The sequence below is a fragment of the Pseudoalteromonas sp. T1lg122 genome, from assembly GCF_002964825.1.
Taxonomy (GTDB): Bacteria; Pseudomonadota; Gammaproteobacteria; order Enterobacterales; family Alteromonadaceae; genus Pseudoalteromonas; species Pseudoalteromonas gelatinilytica.
The window spans coordinates 878,917-895,267 of the sequence record NZ_PQCG01000001.1 but is presented as its reverse complement, the minus strand read 5'-3'; the positions used below and the strand labels follow the sequence as shown (position 1 = coordinate 895,267).

13 protein-coding genes are annotated in these 16,351 nt (G+C 42.9%); 6 read left to right on the top strand and 7 right to left on the bottom strand.

Annotated elements, in window-relative coordinates:
* Positions 1–99: 99 nt before the first annotated feature.
* A complete protein-coding gene (locus C2M33_RS03990; RefSeq protein WP_105173781.1) occupies positions 100–2,121 on the bottom strand; it encodes a S9 family peptidase in 2,022 nt (673 codons plus the stop codon).
* A 162-nt stretch (positions 2,122–2,283) separates the two neighbouring features.
* Between C2M33_RS03990 and C2M33_RS03985 the strand changes: the two genes are divergently transcribed.
* From C2M33_RS03985 to C2M33_RS03975, 3 genes are all read left to right on the top strand, one after another.
* Complete coding sequence (locus tag C2M33_RS03985) at positions 2,284–2,661, top strand: VOC family protein (RefSeq protein ID WP_054563159.1); 378 nt, start codon at positions 2,284–2,286, stop codon at positions 2,659–2,661.
* Between the two features lie 530 nt (positions 2,662–3,191).
* Positions 3,192–3,452, top strand: a complete 261-nt coding sequence (locus tag C2M33_RS03980) for a hypothetical protein (RefSeq protein WP_054553385.1) — start codon at positions 3,192–3,194, stop codon at positions 3,450–3,452.
* A 286-nt stretch (positions 3,453–3,738) separates the two neighbouring features.
* The gene (locus C2M33_RS03975; protein ID WP_158685559.1) at positions 3,739–4,722 is read left to right on the top strand and encodes a hypothetical protein; all 984 of its coding nucleotides are present in this window, start codon (positions 3,739–3,741) and stop codon (positions 4,720–4,722) included.
* A 56-nt stretch (positions 4,723–4,778) separates the two neighbouring features.
* Here the strand turns inward: C2M33_RS03975 and C2M33_RS03970 are convergent, their stop codons facing one another.
* The 5 genes from C2M33_RS03970 to C2M33_RS03950 are packed head-to-tail and all read right to left on the bottom strand — an operon-like array spanning position 4,779 to position 9,879.
* Positions 4,779–5,636 carry an aminotransferase class IV gene (locus tag C2M33_RS03970; RefSeq protein WP_105173779.1) on the bottom strand — a complete coding sequence of 286 codons (858 nt, stop codon included), beginning with the start codon at positions 5,634–5,636 and terminating at the stop codon, positions 4,779–4,781.
* 2 nt (positions 5,637–5,638) lie between these two features.
* On the bottom strand, positions 5,639–6,502 hold the full coding sequence (locus tag C2M33_RS03965; protein ID WP_105173778.1) for a glutamate cyclase domain-containing protein: 864 nt from the start codon (positions 6,500–6,502) through the stop codon (positions 5,639–5,641).
* Positions 6,487–7,218, bottom strand: a complete 732-nt coding sequence (locus C2M33_RS03960; RefSeq protein WP_105173808.1) for a 5-oxoprolinase subunit PxpA — start codon at positions 7,216–7,218, stop codon at positions 6,487–6,489. The genes C2M33_RS03965 and C2M33_RS03960 overlap by 16 nt, the downstream gene beginning before the upstream one ends.
* 6 nt (positions 7,219–7,224) lie before the next feature.
* Positions 7,225–8,022 (bottom strand): putative hydro-lyase, encoded by a 798-nt coding sequence (locus C2M33_RS03955; protein ID WP_054563164.1) that lies wholly within the window; start codon positions 8,020–8,022, stop codon positions 7,225–7,227.
* A gap of 48 nt (positions 8,023–8,070) precedes the next feature.
* Positions 8,071–9,879, bottom strand: a complete 1,809-nt coding sequence (locus C2M33_RS03950; RefSeq protein WP_105173777.1) for a glycoside hydrolase family 3 protein — start codon at positions 9,877–9,879, stop codon at positions 8,071–8,073.
* A gap of 349 nt (positions 9,880–10,228) precedes the next feature.
* Between C2M33_RS03950 and C2M33_RS21455 the strand changes: the two genes are divergently transcribed.
* Positions 10,229–10,825, top strand: coding sequence for an FAD-binding oxidoreductase (locus C2M33_RS21455; protein WP_325050828.1), 597 nt, complete (start codon positions 10,229–10,231; stop codon positions 10,823–10,825).
* Entirely contained in the window at positions 10,792–13,092 is a 2,301-nt protein-coding gene (locus C2M33_RS03945; protein WP_325050827.1) for an FAD-binding and (Fe-S)-binding domain-containing protein, read from the top strand. Before C2M33_RS21455 ends, C2M33_RS03945 begins: the two co-directional genes overlap by 34 nt.
* Before the next feature lie 58 nt (positions 13,093–13,150).
* On the opposite strand, the gene C2M33_RS03940 is transcribed toward C2M33_RS03945, so the two are convergent.
* On the bottom strand, positions 13,151–14,338 hold the full coding sequence (locus C2M33_RS03940; RefSeq protein ID WP_105173776.1) for an acyltransferase family protein: 1,188 nt from the start codon (positions 14,336–14,338) through the stop codon (positions 13,151–13,153).
* Between the two features lie 372 nt (positions 14,339–14,710).
* Between C2M33_RS03940 and C2M33_RS03935 the strand changes: the two genes are divergently transcribed.
* Positions 14,711–16,324: a sensor domain-containing diguanylate cyclase gene (locus tag C2M33_RS03935; RefSeq protein WP_233999095.1), complete on the top strand. Its 1,614-nt coding sequence runs from the start codon at positions 14,711–14,713 to the stop codon at positions 16,322–16,324.
* Positions 16,325–16,351 lie beyond the last annotated feature (27 nt).

The following is a 16,351-nucleotide window of genomic DNA, read 5'->3' as shown; positions in this document are numbered from 1 at the left end:
GCTAACTTGCTAACTTGCTAACTTGCTAACTTGCTAACTTGCTAACTTGCTAACTTGCTAACTTGCTAACTTGCTAACTTGCTAACTTGCAACTCGCAACTACTTACTATGCTTATCAAACCACCATTGAATATAAGCGACTTTGGTCATTAGGTTTGATGGGCGAGCGGTAATACCATGTGAGGCATTAGGAATACGTACCATCGCTGTATCAACACCTTGTAGCTTTAACGCTTGGTAAAATTGCTCGGTTTCAGAAATAGGGGTGCGATAGTCTGATTCGCCGGTTAACAGCATAGTGGGTGTTTTTACATTGCCCACATAGCTAATTGGAGAGCGCTTCATATAATGCTCAATATTGTCCCATGGTTTACCTGGGAACCAATAGTCAGCAAAGAAAGGGTAGAAGTCAGCAGTTAGTACAAAGCTGATCCAATTGATAACTGGTTTAGCAACAACAGCTGCTGCAAAGCGGTCTGTATGACCCACAATCCATGCAGTTAAAACACCGCCACCTGAACCGCCGGTAACAAACAACTTACTCTCATCAATAAAGCCCTTATTGATGACAGCATCAACACCTGTCATTAGGTCATCAAAGTCATTACTAGGGTAGTTATGATGAATTGTTTGCGCAAATTCTTTGCCGTACGAGTCACTGCCGCGCGGGTTCATATACAGCACAACATTCCCTTTGGCTGCGTATAATTGCACTTCAGGGCTAAAGTGAGGGCCGTAGTTTGCAACAGGACCGCCGTGGATTTCTAAAACAAGTGGGTACTTTTTGTTTTTATCAAAGCCCGGCGGGTAAGCAATCCAACCTTGAATAGCCAAGCCATCGTGGCTTGATTTAACCCAAATTTCTTCAACCTTAGCCAGTTCTTTGTCGCCCAGCGCATCTTCGTTTAATTGTGTTAAACGCGCCGTTTTACCACGTTTAATTAATGCTACATCAGCTGGACGCTGTGTATCTGCAAGTGTGAATGCAACTTCACCATCTTCGCTAATATCAAAGTCACCACCTGAATATGGGCGACCAAAGGCAACACTCCCAATCTCTGAGGTAATCACCTTATGTTTACCACTACGCGGCTGGTAAGCTAGGTGTGTTTTACCTTCACTATCGTAGCTAAAATAAAGGCCGCTACCGCTATCATCCCATTTTATATCTTCGACACTACGATCTAAATCGGCAGTGAGCACTGAGGTTTTACCTGATTTCAAATCAAGTAAATAAATGTCGTTATTTTCATAGTTAGTCTTTTTGTCGTCGTAGCCTGTGTATGCCAGATAACGACCATTTGGCGAGACTTTAGGGCGTGAATCTGGGCCTTTACGGTCTGTTATTTGGGTAATTGAACGATCCGCTAAGCTAAGTTTATAGATTTCAGATTCAGTTGGGTGTAATTCATTGTCTTCATGACGATTAGCCGAGAAATAAAACGCATCGCCTTGTTCGTTAAAGCTAATAGCACCACCATGATCAAAATCACCAGCGCTTAATTGACGTGCATTGCCGCCCGTTGCACTGATGATAAAAAAGTGATGATAGCCTTTTTCAGAGTAGCCACCGCCATCGGCACGATAATAGGTATCGTCAATATATTTAGCTGGCTCTGCCCACTTAGCGCCTTCTGGCTTACCCGGTAAAGACACTGGGCTTGCTGATTTTGCTGGCACAAACTGGCTAAACACCAATTGTTTGCCATCTGGTGTCCAAGTTAATCCGCCAGGGCTTTGCGTAAGGTTACTAATTTTTGCTACGTTACCGGTTTTTAACCATTTTACATAGATTTGGCTGCTACCATCTCGGGTAGAAATAAACGCTAAACGAGTTTCATCGGGTGACAACACCGGAGAGTAATCCATATGCACGCCAGACGTTAGCGGTAGCATGGTTTTACCATCTGGGTTTACTGACCAAATATTACTGACTTTACGGTCGCTTTTGATATCCATGCGATTACGCACAAAGTAAATTGTATCGCCATTTTTTGTCATTTCTATTTGGTTGGCGTATTCAAGATCAAAAACATTTTCAAGTTGAAAGGTATTGCTAGCTCCTGCATGGCTGTAAAAGCTGGCTGCTGCAAGCAGTGCTAAAGACGTTTTAAACTTCATTATATTTCCTTGTTAGTGAGCAGAAATTAGGGCGTGTTAACCTGTTATAAAGTAACAACCATCAGAAATATAGTCCATTGCGATGAATGGAGAAATCAATAGACAGATGGTCATTTCCCTTTTATGTTGAGTACAGACACTTTTAAACGTAAGGAGCACACAATGATAGGTTACATAATGTTAGGCACTAACAACCTAGCTAAAGCAGTAAAGTATTACGATGAATTGTTCGCCACTCTAAACGCAGAGCGCTTTTTAGAAACTGACCGCTTTGTGGCATGGAGCACAGGCCAAGATAAGCCCGGTTTTGCGGTTACCAAACCTTATAACGATGAAAAAGCCACTGTAGGTAACGGCACCATGATTGCTCTGGCAGTCGAAACCCCAGCTCAAGTAGACGCCTTTTATAAAAAAGCCATAGAATTAGGTGGCACAGACGAAGGCGCCCCCGGTCCACGTGAAATGCCCGGCTTTTATGCGGGATACTTTAGAGACTTAGACGGTAACAAACTTAATGTGTTTTGTTTTACGCATGGGTAAAGAAAGTTAGCAAGGGGAAAGTTAGAAAGAGTAAAGTTAACAGGCGCTAGGCTCTAGGAAACAGGGTCTAGCTTATGTAGCTTTATGCCGCGTAACTCTTAACTTTACTTTGCGCTACGCTTACATGGCATGCCAGTAACATCGCATAACTACCGGCTCTTCGCGCGAAATAAATTTCACGCCTACAAAAATTGTGGGGTAATCTTAAGCTGTGATGAGGCAGCTGTTTTTCGGTGCTAAAGCACCCCCTACCTCGCATTTCGCACCTCGAATCTCATACTTCGCATCTCGTCCCTCGCATTTCGCATCTCGTTTCTCGTACTTCGCTTCTCGGCCCTCGCACCTAAAAAACACTCATCACTCCAAAGTTGTATTTATTTTAGGAAATAGTTGTCTTTTTCACTATTTATTGGTGGAAATATCAACTATGCTTTTGCGTGAATACTTTATTGTATTGATTTATATGAGGTTATATTGTTGGTTCGATAATTGCTCCAGTCTTTTTACCAACACTTTTAAAGGAAATAAAAATGAAAAATACGCTAACGCTTACCCTTCTTGCTGTACTGCTTTTGGTTCTGTATTCACAGTTCACAGAATTAGCCTATAAATTTGGTTTTGCTGAGCTCAAACTAAATGCGGTTTTGGAAAACAGTGAACATATGAAAGTAAAGTGTGATGCATACTCACTAGGCTTTTTTGATGAAATAAAACTTCAAAATAAATTTCAAAAATGCATCAATGATTATGAAGCTGAAGGCTACGAAATCGTGAGCAGAACAGACCAATAATCGTTTTGAGTAGGCGCCATGCTCGCATGGCGCGCCGCTGCATCGCACAACTGCCAGCGCTTCACGCGAAATAAATTTCACGTCTAGTTTTTTAACTCGTACGCACCTTTTGCAAATTCGGCGCTAAAGCACCTCCTACTTCTCTCCTCGCATCTCGCATCTCGCACCTCGCATCTCAACCTGATGGCCGACGGCTGAAAGCTGACAGCTAGATTCTCTACCAACTTCCGCTTATTTTCATTACACTGCTCCAATACAAAAATAATTATAAAAATTGAGAATGATCATGACGTCGAAACTGTTTAAACCTCTGTACTGTGTATTTGCACTAAGCCTTGTGGGATGTGGTGGAGGTGAGGTGTTTACTGCGCCTGCTAGTAGTGAATTTGCCCATGGCAATGAGCTACTAAGTGCTACGGCGCTAACCGAGGATGCGAGTCACGCGTTAGTGGCAACCCAATCTGAGGTGTGCGTTTGGGATAATCAGTTAAAAGCGCGCTTATACGATTGTATAACAGGGCAGGGCGCTGAACATGTTGAGCTTGCAGGCTTTAGCGCTAACAAATCTCGTTTTTTCATTTCAAATCGATTATCGGTGACTTTATACGATACTCGCACTGGGCGTAGTATTGGTACTTGGCTCACCGGGCAAGAAATCGCCAGAGACATCGCTATATCAGCCGTAGGCGATACGTTGGTTATCGCTTATCGTAGCGGCAAGGCTGAGGTGATAAATACCCGTACAGGTGATACTAAGCGTTTTGATATTCATCGTTTAGATATTAATAGCGTGGCGTTATCGGCTGATGGGCAGTGGGCGTTTACCGGCTCAAGCGACAAGTACGTAAAGCTTTGGTCAACGAGCGATGGCAGCACTCGTTTTGAAGAGCGTTTAGCGACCAGAGTGAATCACGTTACTTTAAATAAAACAGCAAGCTTGGGCTTCGCAATTGACTCGGTTGATGATCGTGTATTCTTTGATTTAGCCAATAAAAAAGAACTTGCTGAGCTGGCCTCATACTCTAACTTTATTGAGTTCACCGCATCGCAATTTGTTAATCAAGATAAATGGTTATTAACGGGCTCACCAAAAATGAAGATGCGTTTATACCGTGTTGCAGATGGTGAACTAATCGCTGAATACGAAGCTAAACAACAGCGCCAGCGAACGTCGGTTCTGAGTGTGGCTTACGATGGTAAGCAACTATATTCAGAAACCAGTGATGGCCTATTGCAAGCTTGGCCATTTGATAAAATAAGTACTAAATAACAGCGAAAACAAAAACGCCTACTTTAAGTAGGCGTTTGTTTTAAACTGCAATTAAATTAGTAATCAAACTTATGCTTGGTAAACAAGCTTTGCACTTGTTGCCAAACTGCACCAGGCTTACCATCGCCAACTAACTTGCCATTTACTTTTACAACTGGGCCAACTTCTTTAGTGGCGCTGGTGATCCATACTTCGTCGGCATCAAGTAATTCTTCTTTACTAATAACGCGCTCTTGCACGTTAAAGTCACTGTAACTGTGAAGAATATTGAGGATTAACCAGCGGGTGATCCCCGGTAAAATTTGGTTATCAAGTGGTGGCGTGCTGATCACACCCTCTTTTACAATAAACACATTACTTGAACTGGCTTCGGTAATTTCTTCTAAGCGGTTAAATAAAATAGTTTCTTTGTTACCCGCTGCTGCACCGTGCTGGTAATGGATCACGTTGCCAAGCAGTGCCGTTGATTTAATATGGCAACGTTGCCAGCGACGGTCTTGTTCAAGTGATACAGTGTAAGTTGTTGCGCTATCTATATCACTTTTTGGCTCTGCTGGAATTTCAAACGCAAACGCAAATACGGTCGGGGTAATATTAGTTGGGTAACCGTGGGCACGTTTAGTATCAGCGCCGCGGCTCACGTGTAAATATATCCCTAGGTTATCACCTTGGTTTTTCTCGCATAAATCATTACAGATTTTACGCCACGTATCGGCACTGTAATCGAGCTTAATTTCAAGCTCGTTTAAACCGTTATTCATACGTTCAATATGTGCGCCAAAGCCAAGCATTTTGCCTTGGTATGATGGGATCACTTCGTAGATGCCATCGCCAAATAAGAAGCCGCGATCCATTGGTGAAATCTTTGCTTCATCAGCGCCAAGGTATTCACCGTTTAGGTATACCGTGCCCATTGTTAAACCTCATTCTCTGTCGTAAAGCCGCCAAGTTGGCGAAGCCGAGTTATTAATTGTTGACCATGCATTGCATGCAGGCCGTCTTCGGTGAGCTCATTTTTATGGGTGACGCCATCGACACTACCGCGCTCACTTAGGTAATGCAAAATGTTGAGTGGCTCAATATCAGCCAGCAAATCGGTGTTATGCCAGCGACTTAAAAAGGCAATAAGTCCGTATGCTGCCCAGTTAGATACATCGGCGAGTAACAGCTCATCGCAAGGAGTTAAACAAGGAGTGATGTTTAGCGCTTGCATATGCTGTGCAAGGTTACCCATGCCTATTTCGTTACCGCCATCACCAATCGCTATGGTGGGGCAAGGTGCTTCTGTTACAAAAAAATCAAAGCAGCCGCAATGCTCCGAAATATCAATACCGCGCATATTATAATAACGCTGATGCTCGTTAAGCCCCGGGCGTTCTATTGATAAAACACAATCAGGTTTTAGCTGCTCAAGGGCTTTAATGCTAAAAGTGTGCGCATTATCAATGCTATTAATTGGCAGCTCAAAACAGTTAAAGTCATTTTTCAAGGCACTGTAAAGGGGGTTGCCAGTAACCAAAATGGGCTGTTTATCAAGCTTTTCGAGTACCTTGTAAAGTGCAATTGCACCAACAGGGCCGTCGGTTTCGAAAGTATTGTTAACCGCAAAGCCTGTACCTATCAACACAGTACCTTGTGCTTGATGAAGGTGTTTTGCTGCGCGTAAATATGTACCCGTAAGTTGTTTTGCGTATAAATGCTGCATTCCACGCGGGTTTTGTTCAACCATCATGGTTTCAATTTGTTGGCTGAGCGCAGCGTCGCTTAGGCTTGCTGACATAGTGCTTTGATCTCTTGAATGAGCGCAATACCCGCTTCATTATCGCCATGTACACACAGGCTATCGGCATTAAGTGCCAGCTGCTCACCACTTCGTGTAGTGACTGTGCCATGTGCAACTAACTGTTTAACTTGCGCCATTAGTGCCGCTTTGTCGTGTACGCTGCCCGCTAAAGAACGTGCAACAAGCTTACCTTCGTCTGTGTATTGACGGTCGGCAAATGCTTCTAAAATGAGTTCTAGTTGAAGATCGTTTGCTTGTACTTTGTGTTTGGCAGCTTGGTTGGTCGCTAAAATCATTAATTTTAATGGCTTTGCATAACTTGCCACTGCACGCATAACGATATTCAGCGTTTGCTCGTCACTCATCATGTCGTTATACAATGCACCATGTGGCTTAACGTATTCGAGCGTTAAACCATGTACTGCAGCCATACCATCAATTGCAGCAATTTGATAATGCAGGCAATTGGTCAGCTCTTTTTCGCTCATAGCCATTGAGCGGCGACCAAAGCCTTGCTTATCTGGGTAACTAGGGTGCGCGCCAACCATTACTTTATGCTGCTTGGCGAGGGCTAGGGTGTTTGCCATCACATCGGCATCGCCAGCATGAAAGCCACAAGCAATATTTGCCATATCAATATGTGGCATAACTTGCTCGTCTAAGCCCATTTTCCACATACCAAAGCTTTCGCCAAGGTCGCAGTTTAGTTTCATCGTCATTTATAACGCTGCCATTTTACTATTTGGAATATCGGTGATCAGCATGTGTCCTGGGCTATGCGTGATACAAAAATCAGGAGCCGCGTTAGCAATCGCAACTTGTGGAGTAACACCGCAGGCCCAAAATACCGGTACTTCGCCTTCTTTAATGGTCACCGCATCACCAAACTCAGGTTTGTTGATATCTTTAATGCCAATTGCAGCCGGATCGCCAAAATGCACTGGCGCACCATGTACACTTGGAAAACGGCTGCAAATTTGGATTGCGCGAATGGCATCGGCAGGTTTCATTGGGCGCATACTCACAACCATATTGGCATGGAAAATCCCCGCACTCTGACAAGCCATATTGGTCACATACATAGGCACATTTTTTTGCTCGCTGATGTTTCTGATCTCAAGACCCGCGGCAATCAGCGCTTCTTCAAATGAGAACGAGCAACCAATTAAAAAGGTGACTAAATCGTCGCGCCAGTGACTCGAAATATCAGTCACTTCTTCAACCATTTGGCCATGTTTAAAGATGCGGTAACGAGGTAAGTCGCTACGAATATCAATGTCTTCACCAACCGTTGGCATATCGGTAACGCCCGGTATGCGACTAGTTGCAATGATTGGGCAAGCTTTCGGGTTTGCTTGGCTAAACTGCAAAAAATCAAACGCGTATTGTTTAGGTAAAATCACTAAATTAGCTTGCACAAAGCCCGGTGCAAAGCCCGATGTATTGCCAGTGTAGTCACCCTCGCGTACCATTTTACGAATAGCCGCTGGGGTGGTTAAAGATGCATTTTTTTGCATGTGACTCTCCTTGAAATTAACACTTGCCCATTGTTGCTACAATAACACTCAGTTCAGGTCATTAATAGTAACGGGCAGCTGCCCTTTAGCAGGGGCTTTCCCTAGTAAAACGTTTGCTAGCGCTGTAAATGCAGGGCCAGCAATCTTTTCATCTGTATCTACATCTATATTGTAAGCATAGGTGGCAAGTACAGCATCGCCAAATTTTCCGAATTGGGCAATATCGTAAGGGGCACGTAAGCTTACAAAAACGGTCTTTTTATGGGCTAATTTTGCTTGTTTTAGCAATGATTCTAATGCCGCAGATTGGTCGGCTTTAGCAATTGCAAACTCAGGGTTATCAGCTAAATCATCCATCCCGCCAACTTCAACAGCACTTTGTTTTGGAGACGCATTAGCGGCAATAATTATGTCGGCTTCGTTAATTTCTTTTAATGTTGCAAGCGGCTCATAACCTTGCAAACTCGTACAGCTAAAGCTGATTAGCTTATCGGTGTTATCAATTAACGCCTGCTGCAGAGCATAGCATTTGCGGGTGTCTGGCATAATAATATGCACTTTGCTGCCCGATTTAATGCTAAGCGGTAGGGTGTTTTTCTCGTTTTTCACTTCGGTGATAGCTGCCAATGCTAATTCGGCTTCTACTTTTCTATGGCTTTGATCACCCAGTAACAGCTGCGCTTTTTTGATGGCTGCTTCGTCATCAAGTGAAGAGCTGAGTTTAAACTTTTCTTTAAGTTTTAAAATGCGTGTTGCAGAAACACTCATTTCGTTGGCATTTAACGTGCCGCGATGTACTTCTTGCTCTAATCGCTCAATCAGGGCTTCAAGTACTGCTAAGTCTTTAGGGCTTCTGATTTCGATTGGCATCAGGGCAATATCAACACCCGCTGCAAAGGTATTTATTACCGCTTCAATTGGTTCAAAAAAGTGGCTGATCCCCGCCATATCGAGAGCATCTGTGATCACCACACCTTGATAACCAAGTTCGTCCCGTAATAAGTCGGTGATGATTTTGCGCGACATCGTTGCAGGTTTGATCATGGTTTTGCCTTCTTTACTGACAAACGTGCTGTCGTCGAGGGCTGGGTATTGGATATGCGCAGTCATGATCATACCCGGTTGTTGGTTTTTAATAATTTCTTTAAAAGGGGGGAGATCTTGCTGCCAAATAGTTTCTTTATCATGCATTACTTTTGGCAGGCCTGTGTGGCTATCTACATTAGTATCGCCATGCCCCGGAAAGTGCTTTAACGATGAAATAACGCCGTTGTTTTCAAACCCTGCCACTTGGGCACCACCTAGTTTTGCAACCAATTGCGGATCTTCACCGTAAGAGCGCACATTAATAACTGGGTTATCTGGGTTCATGTTTACATCAACCGTGGGTGCATAGTTAACATTAACACCCAGTGCCAATAGCTCGTCGGCAATAATGCGGGCAGACTCAGTCGCGAAGTGGGTACCATGTTCTTTATAGGTCGCACCAATCGACATGTTACCGGTAAACGACGTACCTACATCACGAGGAATACGGGCAACTCGGCCACCTTCTTGGTCTATCGAAATAAACAGCGGTAAGCCTAACTCTGACTTAGCAGCGGCTTTTTGTAAGTCATTATTAAGTTTGATCACTTGCGGCACGGTATCGATATTTTCTGCAAATAAAATCACCCCACCAATGTTATGTTTAGTGATGATATTTGCTAAATCAGCCGGCAGCTCTGTCACCGGTGTACGGCATTTTTGCTCACCCGGGTCTTGCTCACAGTAATAACGTAGGTCAAGCATGAGCTTTTGCCCTAACTGTTGTTTTAAAGTTAATGCAGACTCAGCAAATGATGATTGTAATGGCATGAAACATCCTAATCCGATAACCAGTGACGATAGTGCAAACTTATTTAACACAGCAAGCTCCAAAGCAAAACGCTTATTTAGTTTTTAGAATAAATTATTCTTGATGTTAATGGGTTTTTAAATATAAATACAGTATTTTTTGCTACCCTAACGGTTTTTGAGTCCGACTGCAAAAAGCTAAGTTAGATCACCAAATAGGGCTAATAAGCTTAAATAACCAAACCTTTATACTGATGAAAAGCGTGGCAAGTTGATAATTTATCAATTTAATGGGTCGCTTTTTAGTACAATTTAAAGTAATAATATATTCCATAATCATCAGCGTAAATATGACAAGCCTGGGGGCGAGATGGCTTTAACTCGATTGCACGCATTTAAACAGCAAATTAAACCTTTTTTACCAGAGTCTGCATTAATAGAAGATTACTCACGCCGTTATGCGTACGGGACAGACGCCAGCTTTTATCGATTAATTCCTGAGTTAATTGTATTAGTGAGCAATCAAAATCAAGCACGGCAAGTGATCATTGCTGCCAACGAGCAACACGTACCCATCACATTTCGCGCCGCCGGAACGAGTTTATCTGGGCAAGCAATTACCGACTCTGTATTGGTTTTACTTTGCGATAGTTGGAGCAAGTTTGAAATCCTTGATGACGCCGAGGCAATACGGTTACAACCGGCAATCATCGGTGCTCGAGTAAATCAAGTATTAGCCCCGTTTGGTAAAAAAATTGGCCCTGATCCCGCTTCAATTAATAGCTGTAAAATAGCGGGGATGGCGGCAAATAATTCATCGGGCATGTGTTGTGGAGTGGCGCAAAACAGCTACCACACAGTAAAAGATATGACCCTCATTTTTGCCGATGGCACAGTGCTTAATACGGCTGATAGCAAAGCTGTAATGCCTTTTTGCAAAGCCATAGCCCATGGGTTGATGAGCTAATGAGCCTAGTTGATAGCATAAAGCAAAACCCTGATTTGAGTGAGCGCATCGCCCATAAATATCGTTTAAAAAATACCACAGGCTATGGTCTAAACGCGCTGCTGGATTTTTCTGATCCAATCGAAATCATCAAGCACCTCATTATTGGCTCTGAAGGTACGTTAGCCTTTATCGCCGATATCACCTACCACACTGTGGTTGAGCATAAGTACAAACACACAGGTTTCTTTATTTTTGACGATATCAGCAAGGTGTGTGAGCTGGTACAAAGGCTGAGTGAGCTTGATGTTGCTGCTGTTGAGCTACTAGATAAACGTGCTCTGATCTCGGTGTCCGAGCATGCCATCATGCCAAAAGAGGTGGCTAGTTATCCGGAGCAATCAGCGGCACTGTTAATTGAGTTAAGAGCTGAAAATGCACAGGCTCTCGATGCGCTCACTAAGAGCACTGAGCAACTTCTTGCCGAGTTTAAGCAAAGCCAACTGGCAGCGATTGAGTTTTCAGCAGACAGCGCCCGTAATGCGGCACTTTGGAATATCCGTAAAGGTACGTTTCCTGCGGTTGGCGCAGTGCGCGAAACCGGCACTACTGTGATAATTGAAGATGTTGCCTTTGCCCTTGATAAATTAGCTGATGGCGTGAATGCGCTGCATCAATTATTTATTAAATATGGTTATGATGAAGCCATTATTTTTGGCCATGCCCTTGCCGGAAATCTACACTTTGTATTCACCCAAGCTTTTGACACACCAGAGCAAGTAAGCCGATACGAGCTATTTATGGCCGATGTGGCGAACTTAGTGGCGGTTGAACTAAAAGGGTCATTAAAAGCTGAGCATGGCACTGGGCGTAACATGGCACCGTTTGTTGCTACTGAATGGGGAGACGATGGCTTCGCGGTGATGGTTGCGCTTAAAGCACTATTTGATAAACAAAATATTCTTAACCCTGGGGTTATTATTAATCACGACAAAAATGCCCACACTCAGCATTTAAAAGTCATGCCAAAAAGTGATGATATTATCGATACCTGTATTGAATGTGGCTTTTGCGAAGTTGTTTGCCCATCAAAAGGACTTAGCTTAACACCGAGGCAGCGTATTACTTTATGGCGACACCGCACAGAGCTACACAATCAATTGCTAACAACCGATGATGTAGCAAGCAAACAGAAGTTAAATCAAAAGCTCAGTGTTATCGAGGCCGACTTTAAATACCTTGGAATTGATACGTGCGCGGCAACGGGTCTTTGCGGTCTTAAATGCCCGGTGGGAATAAACACGGGCGAATTTATAAAATCGCTCAGAGCAGAGCAAGCCTTATCAAACAAAGTTGCACGGTCATTATCACGCTTTGCCAGCAAGCATTTTGCGGTTGTTGCAACGGGTGCACGATTTGGTTTAACCGTGATGCAGGTGCTCGAAAAAGCAATCGGCAGCAGTAACCTAAGAAGCCTGAGTAAACCTGCTAATAAGTTGCTTGGTACACCGCTGTATTACTCGGCATGGCCAAGAGCTGAGCAACCAATTAATAGAAAGCTTCAACAACCCCAACAAGCGAAAAAGTTGGTGTATATGCCAAGCTGCGCAAGCCGGATTTTTGCGGCTGATAAACTTGCCGATGATAAGCGCCCACTGCTAGATGTTATTTATTCACTCGCTGCCAAAGCAGGCTATGAAGTGCTACTTCCGAAACAAGCAGATTCACTTTGTTGCGGTATGCCATTTGCTAGCAAAGGCTTTAATGAAGAGTTTAAAAACAAAAGTGAGCAGTTACTTACTGATCTCGAGGTGCTTTCAAATAATGGTCAATACCCCATTGTTTTTGATGCCAGCCCTTGTGCACTTACTACTCTTAATGCCGCGCAAAATACGGCACTCACAATTTATGAAAGTGCTGATTTTGCAGCGCAGCATTTACTGCCTAATTTGCAAGTCACGCCCGTAAATGAGCCGGTGATGCTCCATGTTACTTGTAGTTCTAAGCGATTAGGTAAAGAGCAAAGCCTAGTATCACTTGCCAAGGCATGTAGTAATGAAGTGATTATTCCAGCTGATATTGAGTGCTGTGGTTTTGCTGGTGATAAGGGCTTTAACTTACCAGAACTCAATAGCAACGCGTTAAAAACCCTTAAACAACAAGTACCAAAAAACTGTAGTCGGGGTGTGTCTAATAGCCGCAGTTGCGAAATTGGTTTAACTGAGCACAGTGGCATTAGTTATCAATCAATTTTGTATCTGCTCGATAAACAAAGCCATGCAATATAACAGGGCGTAATTGCTAATTTGATGAGCCAGTGATTGACTGGCTCATCTATTTTAAAGCTTACACTTTCCAAAAAATGCCTTTCCGGTAGCAGCTGTACATCACCCCATAAGACACCACTAAAAACAGCAGTGAAAAGCTAAAAGAAGCGAGGTAATCATTGCTGATCACTAATTGTATTAGGCCATAAATACTGCCTTTTAAACTGCTATCGCCGAGCGGGATTATAATTAATAGCCGTGCGAACACGCCTGCAAACATAAAAAATAATATCGCATTTGCACCAAATACAATAAAAGGAGCGCCCCAACTACGCAGCTTATAAATATCTAAAATAGCACTGCACAGCGCATAGAAAATCGCTGCCAGCCCTGAGCTGAGTAGCACATAGCTCGGCGTCCATAAGGCTTTATTGATAGGCGTTATTGATGCAATCGCATAGCCGGCAATAACAGCTAATGTGCCCACTAAGATAAGTGTACGGGCTTGTTTTTTAAGCTCGGGTTGCTTAGTTAAATAAACCGCAGCCAATATGCCGCTAAGTGCACTTGCAATGGCAGGCAGTGTTGAGAACAGCCCTTCAGGGTCAAATGGCAGTGGCTTAGCATTGGCGTAATACAGGTGATGACTACCAAATACGGCATTGTCTATGAAGGCACTTAAGTTATTGCCATGTAACCATAAGCCACTGACTACCTCGCCATTTGGCAAGGTATAGGGGATATAAAGCATGGCAGCGCCATAAAACACTAAAAGAGCGATGCAAGTAATGGCTATTTTCTTAGGCGATAAATAGAGATAACAACACAGAGCAATTAAATACACCAAACCGATACGTTGCAGCACGCCCAACACACGCAGCTGCAATAATTTGTCATCAACCCAGCTAAAAGAAGGGTCTCGAAAGTTGTAATAAAACAAGGCTAAAAACCAACCGAGGGCAATGAGTTTAATGGTACGAATAACCCCTGCTTTTAGTATGTGTTGATCACTGACCCCTTTAGCACGCAAGCTATTTACTGAAAGCGTGATAGACATGCCGACAATAAAAATAAAAAACGGAAAAATTAAGTCGGTTGGTGTCCAACCATGCCACTGTGCATGTTTCAAAGGCCAATACATCGCTCCCCAGCTACCCGGGTTATTCACTAATATCATGGCGGTAATAGTCAAGCCCCGCATTACATCTAACGCCATGAGGCGATGTGAAGGGAGTTTATTGATGATTTCAGCACAGTGGTGACGCATAGGAAAACTTTATTGTTATTTTGTTTTTATAGTGTAATAAATTATTACATCAAAGCAAGCTGCTTTTTGAACAATATAAATCGTACGTATTAGCCGTTCTTTTAACTGTCTTAAGTTTATAGTTCATTAAATTCAATATGTTAAACCGCGAAGGTTGTTGGTAAGTGACTTTGATGTTGTTCATATTCAACGAGCGCTTGGTAGCTGAAGTTTTAAACAGAGTTACTTTAATTAATTAGAGTAATTGCACTCATTTGTTTGCGCTAAATCAAATTATGACAAAAGTTCTATAGAGGTACATAGAACATCTTGCTAGTATAAAGGTATTAGATGTACCCGATATGGACTTTGGGCCTATATGTGAGAAATATCGTGCTTAATAGTCTTAGCCATGGTTTAAACCTACGCCGCTTAATTTTAGTGTTAGCGTTTTCTACAACGCTTATTACCTTTCTAAATAGTTATTACTCGAGCTATCAAGTTCAGAAGCAACAACTAATAGATAAAACCCTAAATAACCATAAAGCATACGCCGCTAAGTTGGTGTCGGCGACCGATAACTTTTTACTGACTGCTCAGCAACAGCTTGCTTATGTTGGAAAAATACTTGAAGACGATTTTAATAATCAAGGCTTAATTAATTCTGAGGCTGACCGACTAAGGCTACAAACCAATAGTTTTAATTCGACCATTATTGTTAATGCACAAGGCGATATTTTAGGGGTATCACCAAAGTCATTGAAACTACAAAACCGTAAAGTAGATAGCTTTGGCACTAAAGCGGCTTTGTCGTATCGTACTCCAATGATCAGCGAGCCGTACATTTCGATGGCAGGCAATTTACTGATTTTTATGTCGCAGCCTTTATTCGATAAACAAAGTAACTTCATTGGTTATATTGGCGGCACTTTGTACTTAAAACGTGCCAGTATTTTAAATGAATTGCTGCAAGTTCATTATTATCAAGATGGCTCTTATCTGTATGTGGTTGATGAAAACCATCGCTTACTCTATCACCCAGATAAAAGCCGTATTGGTGAGCAAGTGTTTGATAACCAAGTAATTGAAGAAGTACTAAAAGGAAACGCCGGCACCCAGCTTGTTACCAATAGCAAAGGCGTTGAGATGCTTGCAGGCTACGCTCCTATGACAGTTGCTCCATGGGGAGTCGTCACTCAGCGCCCTCTAGAAAGCACGCTTGCACCGCTTGATAATTTAATGTGGCAAGTGTTTGTAAAAACCGCCCCAATAGGTGTACTCACATTTATATTGATTTGGGTGTTAGCACGTTTAATTGCTCAGCCTTTAAGGCAGTTAGCCGAAACTGCAAATACTTTAGATCGCCCTTCAACGTCACTTGAGCTGACACAAATTCGCTCATGGTACTTTGAAAGTAATGAACTCAGAAAAGCCATGTTAAAAGGGGTAGGGTTATTACAAAGTAAAATAGGGCTATTGCGCCAAGAAGCGCAAACTGATCCCCTCACTTGCCTGCATAATCGCCGTAGCCTCGATATGCAAATTAGCCATTTGATAGCTCAACGTTGCCCTTTTGCTGTATTGGCTATCGACATCGATCACTTTAAACGGGTTAACGACGAGTTCGGTCATGACATTGGTGATGTGGTTCTACAGTCGTTAGCTAAAATTTTGTTAGATGTTACGCGCGATAGTGATGTGGTTGCTCGTACAGGTGGTGAAGAATTCATTGTGATTATGCCAAGAGTTGAAGCAAAACGTGCGTATCAGCTGGCTGAGCGTTTGCGTATGCGGGTGTCAGAAAGCTACATTGACCCGGTTGGCTGCATTAATGTATCAATTGGTATTTCGGGCTGGCCAATTGAGCAATTAAGCATTGATGAAGTATTTAAGCTTGCTGACCAAGCTTTATATCAAGCTAAAAAAACCGGTCGTAACCGCTCAGTTGTCGATGCCACATACAGCCAAGACCTTGCTCCAGTTTCTGAGCCTTCAATCTTGGAATAAGTTATTTAATGTGCAATAGTGGATGCT

Excerpts from the sequence above, each read along its gene's own strand:
- C2M33_RS03970 (WP_105173779.1), bottom strand. The coding sequence starts at position 5,636 with ATGGGCACGGTATACCTAAACGGTGAATACCTTGGCGCTGATGAAGCA.
- C2M33_RS21455 (WP_325050828.1), top strand. The coding sequence starts at position 10,229 with ATGGCTTTAACTCGATTGCACGCATTTAAACAGCAAATTAAACCTTTT.
- C2M33_RS03990 (WP_105173781.1), bottom strand. The coding sequence starts at position 2,121 with ATGAAGTTTAAAACGTCTTTAGCACTGCTTGCAGCAGCCAGCTTTTAC.
- C2M33_RS03980 (WP_054553385.1), top strand. The coding sequence starts at position 3,192 with ATGAAAAATACGCTAACGCTTACCCTTCTTGCTGTACTGCTTTTGGTT.
- C2M33_RS03950 (WP_105173777.1), bottom strand. The coding sequence starts at position 9,879 with ATGCCATTACAATCATCATTTGCTGAGTCTGCATTAACTTTAAAACAA.
- C2M33_RS03955 (WP_054563164.1), bottom strand. The coding sequence starts at position 8,022 with ATGCAAAAAAATGCATCTTTAACCACCCCAGCGGCTATTCGTAAAATG.
- C2M33_RS03940 (WP_105173776.1), bottom strand. The coding sequence starts at position 14,338 with ATGCGTCACCACTGTGCTGAAATCATCAATAAACTCCCTTCACATCGC.
- C2M33_RS03975 (WP_158685559.1), top strand. The coding sequence starts at position 3,739 with ATGACGTCGAAACTGTTTAAACCTCTGTACTGTGTATTTGCACTAAGC.
- C2M33_RS03960 (WP_105173808.1), bottom strand. The coding sequence starts at position 7,218 with ATGAAACTAAACTGCGACCTTGGCGAAAGCTTTGGTATGTGGAAAATG.
- C2M33_RS03965 (WP_105173778.1), bottom strand. The coding sequence starts at position 6,502 with ATGTCAGCAAGCCTAAGCGACGCTGCGCTCAGCCAACAAATTGAAACC.
- C2M33_RS03985 (WP_054563159.1), top strand. The coding sequence starts at position 2,284 with ATGATAGGTTACATAATGTTAGGCACTAACAACCTAGCTAAAGCAGTA.